At 69.0% G+C, this 12,280-nt stretch carries 11 protein-coding genes; 2 read left to right on the forward strand and 9 right to left on the reverse strand.

The window, feature by feature from the left end:
- Nucleotides 1–252: 252 nt before the first annotated feature.
- The 3 genes from ACZ7L4_RS42550 to thyX all read right to left on the reverse strand — a co-directional run bounded on the left by ACZ7L4_RS42550 (nucleotide 253) and on the right by thyX (nucleotide 3,925).
- Nucleotides 253–1,938 carry a ribonuclease J gene (locus ACZ7L4_RS42550; RefSeq protein WP_450818238.1) on the reverse strand — a complete coding sequence of 562 codons (1,686 nt, stop codon included), beginning with the start codon at nucleotides 1,936–1,938 and terminating at the stop codon, nucleotides 253–255.
- 147 nt (nucleotides 1,939–2,085) lie between these two features.
- Complete coding sequence (gene dapA / locus ACZ7L4_RS42555; protein WP_450818236.1) at nucleotides 2,086–2,985, reverse strand: 4-hydroxy-tetrahydrodipicolinate synthase; 900 nt, start codon at nucleotides 2,983–2,985, stop codon at nucleotides 2,086–2,088.
- Nucleotides 2,986–3,184: 199 nt separating this feature from the next.
- Complete coding sequence (thyX, locus tag ACZ7L4_RS42560) at nucleotides 3,185–3,925, reverse strand: FAD-dependent thymidylate synthase (RefSeq protein WP_422410471.1); 741 nt, start codon at nucleotides 3,923–3,925, stop codon at nucleotides 3,185–3,187.
- A 223-nt stretch (nucleotides 3,926–4,148) separates the two neighbouring features.
- Between thyX and ACZ7L4_RS42565 the strand changes: the two genes are divergently transcribed.
- On the forward strand, nucleotides 4,149–4,388 hold the full coding sequence (locus tag ACZ7L4_RS42565; RefSeq protein ID WP_472110616.1) for a hypothetical protein: 240 nt from the start codon (nucleotides 4,149–4,151) through the stop codon (nucleotides 4,386–4,388).
- A 117-nt stretch (nucleotides 4,389–4,505) separates the two neighbouring features.
- Entirely contained in the window at nucleotides 4,506–5,060 is a 555-nt protein-coding gene (locus ACZ7L4_RS42570; RefSeq protein WP_450818233.1) for a hypothetical protein, read from the forward strand.
- A gap of 79 nt (nucleotides 5,061–5,139) precedes the next feature.
- Here the strand turns inward: ACZ7L4_RS42570 and ACZ7L4_RS42575 are convergent, their stop codons facing one another.
- The 6 genes from ACZ7L4_RS42575 to eccD form a co-directional block, all read right to left on the reverse strand.
- A complete protein-coding gene (locus tag ACZ7L4_RS42575) occupies nucleotides 5,140–5,592 on the reverse strand; it encodes a hypothetical protein (RefSeq protein WP_472110618.1) in 453 nt (150 codons plus the stop codon).
- A 9-nt stretch (nucleotides 5,593–5,601) separates the two neighbouring features.
- Nucleotides 5,602–6,357 carry a 4-hydroxy-tetrahydrodipicolinate reductase gene (dapB, locus tag ACZ7L4_RS42580; protein ID WP_472110620.1) on the reverse strand — a complete coding sequence of 252 codons (756 nt, stop codon included), beginning with the start codon at nucleotides 6,355–6,357 and terminating at the stop codon, nucleotides 5,602–5,604.
- Nucleotides 6,358–6,393: 36 nt separating this feature from the next.
- Nucleotides 6,394–7,770: a M16 family metallopeptidase gene (locus ACZ7L4_RS42585; protein ID WP_472110622.1), complete on the reverse strand. Its 1,377-nt coding sequence runs from the start codon at nucleotides 7,768–7,770 to the stop codon at nucleotides 6,394–6,396.
- On the reverse strand, nucleotides 7,767–9,983 hold the full coding sequence (locus ACZ7L4_RS42590) for a polyribonucleotide nucleotidyltransferase (RefSeq protein WP_450815233.1): 2,217 nt from the start codon (nucleotides 9,981–9,983) through the stop codon (nucleotides 7,767–7,769). Before ACZ7L4_RS42590 ends, ACZ7L4_RS42585 begins: the two co-directional genes overlap by 4 nt.
- Before the next feature lie 294 nt (nucleotides 9,984–10,277).
- Nucleotides 10,278–10,565, reverse strand: coding sequence for a 30S ribosomal protein S15 (gene rpsO, locus ACZ7L4_RS42595; RefSeq protein ID WP_306323305.1), 288 nt, complete (start codon nucleotides 10,563–10,565; stop codon nucleotides 10,278–10,280).
- Between the two features lie 201 nt (nucleotides 10,566–10,766).
- Nucleotides 10,767–12,236: a type VII secretion integral membrane protein EccD gene (eccD, locus tag ACZ7L4_RS42600; RefSeq protein ID WP_472110624.1), complete on the reverse strand. Its 1,470-nt coding sequence runs from the start codon at nucleotides 12,234–12,236 to the stop codon at nucleotides 10,767–10,769.
- Nucleotides 12,237–12,280: the final 44 nt, after the last annotated feature.

The following is a 12,280-nucleotide window of genomic DNA, read 5'->3' on the forward strand; positions in this document are numbered from 1 at the left end:
TTTCGTGTTTCCAACCCTACCAGATCCGTTTTCCGTTCCGTTTCCGGTTCGGATTTCATTTCCGGTGGCCGTTGGAGGGCCTTTGCCTTTCGGCGGCTCCGACTTTATCAGAGATTCTGAGTCGGAATATCCCGCCCCAGTCGGGGACTTGGTCGGGCACGTGAGTGCGCCGGGTTCCCCCTGAGCGGAGCCGTAAACGTACTGGAGCGGGGCGCCCCGATGCAAATCGAGGCGCCCCGCTCCTTACGTGCCTCAGACCTCGACGACGACCGGAAGGATCATCGGGCGACGGCGGTAGGTGTCCGAGACCCACTTGCCCAGCGTGCGGCGGATGAGCTGCTGCAGCTGGTGGGGCTCGACGACGCCGTCCTGGGCCGACTTCTCCAGGACGTCCTGGATCTTCGGGATGACGGCGTGGAACGCCGAATCCTCGATGCCGGAACCGCGGGCCTGGATGTTCGGGCCGCTGGTGATCTTGCCGGTGCTGGAGTCCACCACCACGAAGACCGAGATGATGCCCTCGTCCCCGAGGATCTTGCGGTCCTTGAGCGCGGGCTCGCCGATGTCGCCGACGGAGAGGCCGTCCACGTAGACGTAACCGGCCTGGACCTTGCCGGAGATCTTCGCCTTGCCGCCGACCAGGTCGACGACGACGCCGTCCTCGGCGATGACGATGCGGTCGTGCGGGACGCCGGTGAGGGCGCCGAGCTCGGCGTTGGCGCGCAGGTGGCGCCATTCGCCGTGGACCGGCATCAGGTTCTTCGGCTTGCAGATGTTGTAGAAGTACAGGAGTTCGCCCGCGGACGCGTGGCCCGAGACGTGCACCTTGGCGTTGCCCTTGTGAACGACGTTCGCGCCCCAGCGGGTCAGGCCGTTGATCACGCGGTAGACCGCGTTCTCGTTGCCGGGGATGAGCGACGACGCCAGGATCACCGTGTCACCGGAGACGATCCGGATCTGGTGGTCGCGGTTGGCCATGCGGGACAGGGCCGCCATCGGCTCGCCCTGCGAGCCCGTGCAGACCAGGACGACCTCGCTGTCGGGCAGGTCGTCGAGCGTCTTGACGTCCACGACGAGGCCGGCCGGGACCTTCAGGTAACCGAGGTCGCGGGCGATGCCCATGTTGCGGACCATCGAGCGGCCGACGAAGGCGACCCGGCGGCCGTACTCGTGCGCGGCGTCCAGGATCTGCTGGATGCGGTGCACGTGGCTGGCGAAGGACGCGACGATGATCCGCTTCTGCGCGCTGGCGAAGACTCCGCGGATCACGTTCGAGATGTCGCGCTCGGGCGGGACGAAGCCCGGGACCTCGGCGTTCGTCGAGTCGGTCAGGAGGAGGTCGATGCCCTCCTCGCCGAGCCGGGCGAACGTCGGCAGGTCGGTCAGGCGACGGTCCAGCGGGAGCTGGTCCATCTTGAAGTCGCCGGTGTGCACCGCCATGCCCGCGGGGGTGCGGATGGCGACGGCCAGCGCGTCCGGGATGGAGTGGTTGACCGCGATGAACTCGCAGTCGAACGGGCCCAGGCGCTCGCGCTCCCCCTCGGACACCTCGAGGGTGTACGGGCGGATGCGGTGCTCCTGGAGCTTCGCCTCGATGAGGGCGAGGGTCAGCTTGGAGCCGATCAGCGGGATGTCCGGCTTCTCGCGCAGGAGATACGGGACGGCGCCGATGTGGTCCTCGTGGCCGTGCGTCAGGACGATGCCCTCGACGTCGTCAAGACGGTCCCTGATGGACGTGAAGTCCGGCAGGATCAAGTCGATTCCGGGCTGCTCCTCCTCGGGGAAGAGCACTCCGCAGTCGACGATCAGCAGACGGCCTTCGTACTCGAAGACGGTCATGTTGCGCCCGATCTCACCGAGGCCGCCGAGCGGGGTGACGCGCAGGCCGCCCTTCGGAAGCTTCGGCGGGGCGCCGAGTTCAGGATGCGGATGACTCAAAAGACTCTCCTCAACCACGCGCGCCACGTACCTGTAGGCACGTGGCGCGCATGACGTTCGTGCAATAGCAGTTGTGGTGGTTCCTGGGTCTTGCTGTTCAGTTGGTGATTCTGTTCATTCAGTTGTGAAGCTTTGCCAAGTCTGTGATCAGAGTTGTACCCCGCCGGCGGCAAGATCGATCTTGAGCTGGGCCGTTTCTTCGGGGGTGAGTTCCACGAGCGGCAGGCGCAGCGGTCCCGCGGGGACGCCCTGGAGGCCGAGCGCGGCCTTCGTCGTGATGACGCCCTGCGTGCGGAACATGCCGGTGAAGACGGGGAGCAGCTTCTGGTGGATCTCCGTCGCCTTGTGCACGTCACCCGTCGAGAAGGCGTCGAGCATGGCGCGCAGCTCGGGCGCGACGAGGTGGCCGACGACCGAGACGAAGCCGCACGCGCCGACCGAGAGCAGCGGCAGGTTGAGCATGTCGTCGCCGGAGTACCAGGCGAGGCCCGAGCGGGCGATGGCCCAGGAGGCGCGGCCGAGGTCGCCCTTGGCGTCCTTGTTGGCCACGATGCGCGGGTGCTCGGCCAGTCGGACGATCGTGTCGGTGTTGATCGGCACGCCGCTGCGACCCGGGATGTCGTAGAGCATCACGGGGAGCTCGGTCGCGTCGGCGATCGCCGTGAAGTGGCGGAGCAGGCCCTCCTGCGGGGGCTTGTTGTAGTACGGCGTCACCGTGAGCAGGCCGTGCGCGCCGGCCTGCTGGGCCTCGCGGGCGAGCTCGATGCTGTGGCGGGTGTCGTTGGTGCCGACACCGGCGACGACGTGGGCGCGGTCGCCGACCGCTTCGACGACGGCTCGAATCAGATCCGATTTCTCCGCGTTGCTGGTGGTCGGGGACTCGCCGGTGGTGCCGTTGACGACCAGGCCGTCATTGCCTGCGTCCACCAGGTGGGCGGCGAGCCGCTGCGCGCCGTCGAGGTCGAGTGCGCCGTCCGCCGCGAAGGGCGTGACCATGGCGGTGAGGACCCTCCCGAAGGGGGTCTGCGGAGTCGAGGTCGGAGCCATGGGTAACACGCTACTCGCTGCTCAGTACCGGGTCCCCCCTCGGGGGATGCGACAAGTCACAACAAAGGTGGAGCCCGGCACTGCCTGCTCGGGGGTTCAAGCAGTGCCGGGTCCGTTTGATCAGGCTAGATGAACTTTCCGAAAAGCCGCAATACGGGCACTTCAGTCGAGCGTCCGTACATCTGTGCCGATCCCGGAACTACGGCGCCACGCGGCCGTTGGCATTGAACGCCGCGTACGTGAGCGGCATGAGGGCGGCCCACTCCGCCTCCATCTTCTCGCCGACCATCTCGATTTCCCGCTGCGGGAAGGACGGCACCTTGGCCAGCTCGTGCTGCGTCCGCAGGCCGAGGAAGTGCATCAGCGAGCGCGCGTTGCACGTCGCGTACATCGACGAGAACAGGCCGACCGGGAGCACCGCGCGGGCCACCTCGCGGGCGACGCCCGCGGCCAGCATCTCCTGGTACGCCTCGTACGCCTGGCGGTACGAGTCCTCCATGACGCGGCCCGTCAGCTCCTGTTGCGCCTGCGTGCCCTCGACGAACTGGTACTTGCCCGGGCGGCCCTCCTGGACCAGCTTGCGGTCGGCGTCCGGGACGTAGAACGTCGGCTGGAGCTCCCTGTAGCGACCCGACTCTTCGTTGTACGACCAGCCCACGCGGTGCCGCATGAACTCCCGGAAGACGAAGATCGGCGCGCTGATCAGGAACGTCATCGAGTTGTGCTCGAAGGGGCTGCCGTGCCGGTCCCGCATCAGGTAGTTGATCAGGCCCTTGGAGCGCTCGGGGTCCTTCGACAGCTCGTCGATCGACTGCTCGCCGAGCGTGGAGACGCGGGCCGCGAACAGCACGTCCGTGTCGCTCGCGGTGTGCTTCACCAGCTCGACGGTGACGTCGCCGCGGAACGTCGGCTTGAGGTCTTCAGCTGGGGTTTCGGTCATGCTGCCGGGGTCCTTCCCATCACTTCACCAGGGCGGCGCCCACTCTACGGGCCGCCACTGACAAGAGGGCATTCGCTCGCTTGTCACGACGATCTCCGGCGAACAGGAGCGAAGTTTGGTGAATTTGGTGAAACAGGGCACCCTTTGAAGCGATCGCTCGTCTGTGTAGATGAACACACTTTCTAGATCGAGCATCACCAGTCGCTTGAGGAGTAGTAGCCCCATGTTCCGTCGGCGCGAGCCCGTACCGTTCGCCTTCATAGCCGAAGCCGACAAGTTCCGTAGCAACGTCACACCGCCCGCGCGTGAGCGTCCCTCCGCCGGGCAGCGCGCCGGTCGCGCGCTCGTCGGCCTCACCGTCGTGGCCGGCCTCGTGGGCGCCCTGTTGATCGGGATGCCGGCCCTGTCGATCGATCAGACCACGCAGCACGTACAGCAGTCGGAGGCCTCCGACAGCCGCTGACGGTCGCCCGGCCGGCCCCCTCCCCCTCCGGACCCCCTGGAGTGGAAGGCCGGTGCGACCCCGGATAGCCTCACCGGGCACAGCCCCCATACCGCGTGGACCGAGTGAGGACCCGTCGTGCCCCTGCCCTTCCTGACGGCCGACCGTGCTTTGGACGAGGCCGCGGACATCCCGCTGCCCTTCGACGACCGCGACCAGTGGCGCCGCCCCTACCGCCCGGGCCCGTACCGGGTGGGCGCGGCCGCGCTGCTGCTGCTCCTGGCGTCGTACGTGCTGTTCGCCTCGGTGATCATCGCCGTCGCGGGCGACACGTCCGCCGCCACGGTCTGCGGCGTCCTCGCGGTGCTGATCATCGCGTCGGCGCTGCGGCTGCTGCGCATGGGCACCTGGGTGAGCGCGCGCGGGCTGCGGCACGTCGCCTTCTTCGTCACCCGGACGGCACCGTGGGACCGGGTCGCCACCGCGCGCACGGTGCAGCAGCCCGTGCGCTGGCTCGGGCTGCCCCGCACCGTTCAGGGGCAGGCGCTGATCCTCGTACAGCGGGATCAGCAGGGGGACCAGACGACGCTGCTCACCAGTCACAGCGCGGACTTCCTGGGACGGGGCACGGCGTTCGACCGGGCCGCCGACACCGTCGAGGTCTGGGCCGAGGAGTACCGCGCCCGGCGCTGACGCACGCGCGCGTGGACGCGTGAACGCATGACGAAGGGGCCGCACCGGCATCGTGCCGGTGCGGCCCCTTCGTCGTGCGTCAGACGCCGAGTGAACGGCCCTCATGGAGTGCGATCGCGCGCTGCATCGCCTTACGCGCGCGTGGTGTGTCCCGCGCGTCCCGGTAGGCGACGGCGAGGCGGAACCAGCAGCGCCAGTCCCCCGGCGCGTCCTCCGTCTCGGCCTTCCGCCTGGCGAAGACCTCGTCGGCGGAGTCGCGGTCGATGCGGCCGTACTGATCGCGCCGCAGCTCGTCCACGGGCAGCCCGCCCTCCGCCTCCAGGAGTTCGCCGAGCCGGTTGGCCTTGGTGACGAACCGGGTGTTCGCCCACAGGAACCACACGCCGATCAGCGGCAGGATCAGCACCGCGACGCCGAAGGTGATCGTCAGCGCCGTGCCCTGCTGGAGGAGCATGACGCCGCGGTCGCCGGCCAGGACGAAGTAGAAGACCAGGACCAGGGCCGTGACGGCGTAGGTGATTTTCGCGCGCATCGCAGCAGGTCAGCCGTTCAGATCGAGGAAGTGTTCCAGGCCGAAGGTGAGGCCGGGGTGCGTGGTGACCTTGCGGGCGCCGAGCAGGATGCCGGGCATGAAGCTGCTGTGGTGCAGCGAGTCGTGCCGGATCGTCAGCGTCTCGCCCTCGGCGCCCAGGAGGACCTCCTGGTGCGCCAGGAGGCCGCGCAGGCGGACCGAGTGGACCGGGACGCCGTCGACGTCCGCGCCGCGCGCTCCGTCGAGCGCCGTGGCCGTCGCGTCGGGAGCGGGGGCGCTGCCCGCCTTCTCCCGGGCCGCCGCGATCAGCTGCGCGGTGCGGGCGGCCGTGCCGGACGGGGCGTCGACCTTCTTCGGGTGGTGCAGCTCGATGACCTCGACGGACTCGAAGTACGGCGCCGCCGCCTCCGCGAACTTCATGGTCAGGACCGCGCCGATGGAGAAGTTCGGGGCGATCAGCACACCGGTCTCCGGGGAGTCCGCGAGCCAGCCGTTCAGCTGCGCGAGGCGCTCGTCGGTCCAGCCCGTGGTGCCGACGACGGCGTGGATTCCGTGGCGTACACAGAACTCCAGGTTCTCCATCACCGAGTCGGGGGTGGTCAGTTCGACCGCGACCTGGGCGCCGGACTCCACGAGGGCGTCCAGCTTGTCGCCGCGGCCGAGGGCCGCGACCAGCTCCATGTCCTCGGCCGCCTCGACGGCCCGTACGGCCTCGGAGCCGATGCGGCCCTTGGCCCCGATGACCGCCACGCGCAGCTTGCTCATGATCTCCCAGTTCCTTCAGTGCGTACTGAAAACGGTTTACGCGACCGCTTCGTGCAGGCGCGAGGCCTGCTTGTCCTTGAGCGGGCCGATGACCGACAGGGACGGGCGCTGTCCCAGGATGTCGCGTGCGACCGCGCGCACCTCGTCCGGGGTCACCGCCGAGATGCGCTCCAGCATCGCGTCGACCGACATCTGCTCGCCCCAGCACAGCTCGCTCTTGCCGATGCGGTGCATGAGCGCCCCGGTGTCCTCGAGGCCGAGGACCGTGGAACCCGCGAGCTGGCCGATGGCGCGGCTGATCTCGTCGTCGCTGATGCCGTGCTGCGCGACCTGGTCCAGCTCGTCACGGCAGATCTTCAGCACGCCGTGCACCTGGCTCGGCCTGCAGCCCGCGTAGACGCCGAACAGTCCGCAGTCGGCGAAGCCCGAGGTGTACGAGTACACGCTGTACGCGAGCCCGCGCTTCTCCCGGACCTCCTGGAACAGGCGGGACGACATGCCGCCGCCCAGCGCCGTGTTGAGCACGCCCATCGCCCAGCGGCGGTCGTCCGTGCGGGCGAGGCCCGGCATGCCGAGGATGACGTGGGCCTGCTCGGTCTTGCGGCCGAGGAGTTCCATGCGGCCCGCGGTGCGCAGGGTCTTGCGTCCTGCGCGCGGGCCGACGGGCGCCGCGGAGACGGCGTCGAACCCGGACTTCTCGAAGGCGGCGCGGACCTGGCGTACGACCTTGTTGTGGTCGACGTTGCCCGCAGCGGCCACGACCAGGTGCGTCGGGTCGTAGTGCTTCTTGTAGAAGCGCGTGATCTGGTTCCTGCTGAGCGCGTTGATCGTGTCGACCGAGCCGAGGACCGGGCGGCCGAGCGGGGTGTCGCCGAGCATCGTGTGCGCGAACAGGTCGTGCACGACGTCGCCCGCGTCGTCCTCGGTCATCGCGATCTCTTCGAGGATCACGCCGCGCTCCGCGTCGACGTCCTCCTCCTCGATGAGCGAGCCGGTCAGCATGTCGCAGACCACGTCGATGGCGAGCGGCAGGTCGGTGTCGAGCACGCGCGCGTAGTAGCAGGTGAACTCCTTCGCCGTGAAGGCGTTCATCTCGCCGCCGACCGCGTCTATCGCGGCCGAGATGTCCAGCGCGCTGCGCTTCTTGGTGCCCTTGAAGAGCAGGTGCTCCAGGTAGTGCGTCGCCCCGTTCAGCGTCGGCGTCTCGTCGCGCGAGCCCACGTGCGCCCAGATGCCGAAGGTGGCCGAGCGGACCGAGGGCAGGGTCTCGGTGACGATGCGCAGGCCGTTCGGCAGCGTCGTCTTGCGGACCGTGCCGATGCCGTTCGCGCCCTTGATGAGGGTTTGGGTACGGGCGACGGCCCGCCCCTCCGAAGAGGTGCGGGCCGTCGCCTGGGTGCTACGGGACGTCACTTGTCGGTGTCGTCCTTCGCCTCGTCGCCCTCTTCGCCCTCGACCACGGGGATCAGGGAGAGCTTGCCGCGGGAGTCGATCTCGGCGATCTCGACCTGGACCTTCTGGCCCACACCGAGGACGTCCTCGACGTTCTCCACGCGCTTGCCGCCGGCGAGCTTGCGGATCTGCGAGATGTGCAGCAGACCGTCCTTGCCCGGGAGCAGCGACACGAACGCACCGAAGGTCGTCGTCTTCACGACGGTGCCCAGGTAGCGCTCGCCGACCTCCGGCATGGTCGGGTTGGCGATGCCGTTGATCGTGGCGCGGGCGGCCTCGGCGGCCGGACCGTCGGCGGCACCGATGTAGATCGTGCCGTCGTCCTCGATCGTGATGTCGGCGCCGGTGTCCTCCTGGATCTGGTTGATCATCTTGCCCTTCGGGCCGATGACCTCACCGATCTTGTCCACGGGGATCTTGACCGTGATGATCCGCGGGGCGTTCGGGGACATCTCGTCCGGGACGTCGATCGCTTCCATCATCACGTCGAGGATGTGGAGGCGGGCGTCCTTGGCCTGCTTGAGGGCGGCGGCCAGGACGGAGGCCGGGATGCCGTCGAGCTTCGTGTCCAGCTGGAGGGCCGTGACGAAGTCCTTGGTACCGGCGACCTTGAAGTCCATGTCACCGAACGCGTCCTCGGCACCGAGGATGTCGGTCAGGGCGACGTAGTGCGTCTCGCCCTTGATCTCCTGGGAGATCAGGCCCATGGCGATACCGGCGACGGGGGCCTTCAGCGGCACACCGGCGTTCAGCAGCGACATGGTGGAGGCGCAGACCGAGCCCATGGACGTCGAGCCGTTGGAGCCCAGCGCCTCGGAGACCTGGCGGATCGCGTAGGGGAACTCCTCGCGCGTCGGCAGGACCGGCACGATCGCGCGCTCGGCGAGCGCGCCGTGGCCGATCTCGCGGCGCTTCGGGGAGCCGACGCGGCCCGTCTCACCGACGGAGTACGGCGGGAAGTTGTAGTTGTGCATGTAGCGCTTGCGGGTCACCGGCGAAAGGGTGTCCAGCTGCTGCTCCATGCGGAGCATGTTGAGGGTGGTGACGCCCAGGATCTGGGTCTCGCCACGCTCGAACAGCGCCGAGCCGTGCACGCGCGGGATGGCCTCGACCTCGGCGGCCAGGGTGCGGATGTCGGTGACACCGCGGCCGTCGATGCGCTTCTTCTCCTTGATGACGCGCTCACGGACCAGGGACTTGGTCAGCGAGCGGTACGCGGCGGAGATCTCCTTCTCGCGGCCCTCGAACTCCGGGAGGAGCTTCTCGGCGGCCAGACCCTTGACGCGGTCCAGCTCGGCCTCGCGCTCCTGCTTGCCCGCGATGGTGAGGGCGGCGGAGAGCTCGGTCTTGACCGCGGCGGTCAGGGCCTCGAGCACGTCGTCCTGGTAGTCCAGGAAGATCGGGAACTCGGCGGTCGGCTTGGCGGCCTTCGCGGCGAGGTCGGCCTGGGCCTTGCACAGCACCTTGATGAAGGGCTTCGCGGCGTCCAGACCGGCGGCGACGACCTCCTCGGTCGGCGCCTCGGCGCCGCCCTTGACCAGCTGGATCGTCTTGTCGGTTGCCTCGGCCTCGACCATCATGATCGCGACGTCGCCGTCCTCCAGGACGCGACCGGCGACGACCATGTCGAAGACGGCGTCCTCGAGCTCGGTGTGCGTCGGGAACGCGACCCACTGGCCGTTGATCAGCGCGACGCGGACGCCGCCGACCGGGCCGGAGAAGGGCAGGCCGGCCAGCTGCGTCGACGCGGACGCGGCGTTGATCGCCACGACGTCGTACAGGTGGTCGGGGTTGAGCGCCATGATCGTGGCGACGACCTGGATCTCGTTGCGCAGGCCCTTCTTGAAGGACGGGCGCAGCGGGCGGTCGATGAGGCGGCAGGTGAGGATCGCGTCCTCGGAGGGCCGGCCCTCACGGCGGAAGAAGCTGCCGGGGATCTTGCCGGCCGCGTACTGCCGCTCCTCGACGTCCACCGTGAGGGGGAAGAAGTCGAGGTTGTCCTTGGGGTTCTTCGAGGCCGAGGTGGCCGAGAGCACCATGGTGTCGTCGTCGAGGTAGGCGACGGCGGAGCCGGCGGCCTGGCGGGCCAGACGGCCCGTCTCGAAGCGGATGGTGCGGGTGCCGAAGGAGCCGTTGTCGATGACGGCCTCGGCGTAGTGGGTCTCGTTCTCCACTAGCGTTTTCTCCGTTACTTTCGTCTGTTACGTCTTTTGTCCGCTGCTGCCCGTGTGGCAGAGGGACGAGGTGGAGAAGCGCGCCTTGGGTGCGGGCCGGTCTTCGATCGAAGCTCCCGGGGATCCTCTTGCGTCTCCGGGGGCCACTACCGAGGACCGGCGGCGGCGAGGTGGCGCTTCTCCTCAATATGCGCAGTCGTACGTCACCAGACTACAAAGCCTCGGTGACAGTGCGCACGTACGGCAAAAGGGAGCGGCCCCCTCAATCGGGAACCGCCCCCTCTCACAGCGTCTTTATCGGGCGCCGGCCGCACCGCGGCGGATGCCGAGGCGCTCGACCAGCGTACGGAAGCGCTGGATGTCCTTCTTGGCCAGGTACTGCAGCAGGCGGCGACGCTGGCCGACCAGGATGAGCAGGCCACGACGCGAGTGGTGGTCGTGCTTGTGCGTCTTGAGGTGCTCGGTCAGGTCCGAGATGCGGCGGGAGAGCATGGCGACCTGGACCTCGGGGGAGCCGGTGTCGCCCTCCTTGGTGCCGAACTCGGTCATGATCTGCTTCTTCGTAGCGGTGTCGAGAGCCACGCTTACTCCTCGTAGAGTCTGATTGCCGCCGAGTGCCCCTGGTCTACATCTCAGGAGAGCTTCCGAAACTCGGGAGGCGGGGATCCGCTGGGCGCTGCCCCCAGGAATGTCCTGCAATGCCGGGGGCGCGTACACAAACGGCCGTCACACAGCGTACCAGCAGCCCGGCGGCCGGCCTGACGGCGGCCGCCGGTCCCCTGATCAGCTGACCATGCTGCGCACCTGCGTGTAGAGACCGAGCACCGCGAGGCACAGCGGTACGAGGGTCAGCAGCACGAAGCCGTCGAACAGGTCGAGCATCCGGCCCCAGAACGGGGACACGCCCTTGCGCGGCACGGACAGGCCGACGATCACGAGCAGGGCCGCTCCCCCGCCGATCGCGGCGGCGAACCAGAGGATGTGGATGTTGAGCGGGGCGCTGTCGCCCTGCAGGAAGCTCTGCAGCAGGTCGCTCGGGGTGTTCAGGGTCACGCCGAGGATCAGCAGACCGAGGATCAGCAGACCGCCGACGACCAGGGACGCCACCTGCGCGGTGTAGTCGAACAGACGGGCGCGCAGCATGACGGCGATACCGGCGGCCAGGGCGAGCAGCTGCGCCCAGACGTTGTCGGAGAAGCCGAGGACGACGCCGGCCGAGGCGACGGCGAGGGCCGCGCAGCCGATGACGAGGCCGAGGAGCAGCTCGTGCGCGCGGCGGACCTGGGCACCGATGCGGTCGAAGTCGATGTTCTCTTCCTCGTCGCGCCCGTAGTCGCGGCCCTGGGAGATCTGGTCGGGCGAGCGGTAGCCGATGGGCAGCCGGGCGGAGCGGGCGGACATGCCGGGCAGCCAGGCCATCGCGATGATCGAGACGACCGCCGTGACGCCGGCGACCTCGCTCGGCGAGGCCTCGGTGATCAGTGCGCCGAACGTGGCCAGGGCGCCGACGGCCGAGCCGAGGGCGGCGGCGACGAAGACGGCGTCGCCGTGCGGCAGCAGCACCACGAGCAGCGCGGCGGCGATCAGCACCACGACACAGCCGGACAGCAGCTGCAGCCGGCCCGGGCCCTCGGCGGCACCGGTCCCGAAGATGCCCGACCCGGCGATGAGCAGGTGCGGCAGCGCGGCGAGCCCCAGCGACGTGGACGCGGCGCGGTCGTCGTACACCCGCGCGCGCACCACGGAGAACGTGACGAGCAGGACGCCGACGACACCGGCGATGATGCCGGGCAGGCTGTGCATGTCGCGGTCGACCGGGTTCGAGAACCAGAGGGCGAACGCCATCAGCGTCAGCAGCAGGACGCCGGCGCCGAGGCCGACGACACTCATCAGCTCGTCGCTCCAGCGGCGCCGGTCGCGGCGGACCGCGGAGGCGACCGCGTCGGAGACGTCGTCGAACACCGCGGCGGGCAGCGACTCGGCGAACGGACGCAGCAGCAGCACGTCGCCGTCGAGGACCCGCTGGTCGGCGAGGGAGCGGCCGGCGTCGAGGACGGTGCCGTCCCGGCGGACCAGGTGGTACCCGGTGGGGTCGCCCTCGGCCTGGCTCTGCCCGGAGAGCTGGAGGATCTCCGGGTAGATGTCGGCAAGCGCGGCGTCTTCGGGCAGGGCCACATCGATACGTGCGTCCGGTGCGGCGACGGTGACCCGGCAGAAGCCGGTTCCGCCCCCGGCAAGAGCTGTGGTGCTCACCTCGCGGTTCCCCCTAATGTCATGACTTGGTGTGGCATCGGTGC

The organism is Streptomyces sp. NPDC107575 (assembly GCF_055657265.1).

Excerpts from the sequence above, each read along its gene's own strand:
- ACZ7L4_RS42565 (WP_472110616.1), top strand. The coding sequence starts at position 4,149 with ATGTTCCGTCGGCGCGAGCCCGTACCGTTCGCCTTCATAGCCGAAGCC.
- dapB (WP_472110620.1), bottom strand. The coding sequence starts at position 6,357 with ATGAGCAAGCTGCGCGTGGCGGTCATCGGGGCCAAGGGCCGCATCGGC.
- ACZ7L4_RS42575 (WP_472110618.1), bottom strand. The coding sequence starts at position 5,592 with ATGCGCGCGAAAATCACCTACGCCGTCACGGCCCTGGTCCTGGTCTTC.
- thyX (WP_422410471.1), bottom strand. The coding sequence starts at position 3,925 with ATGACCGAAACCCCAGCTGAAGACCTCAAGCCGACGTTCCGCGGCGAC.
- dapA (WP_450818236.1), bottom strand. The coding sequence starts at position 2,985 with ATGGCTCCGACCTCGACTCCGCAGACCCCCTTCGGGAGGGTCCTCACC.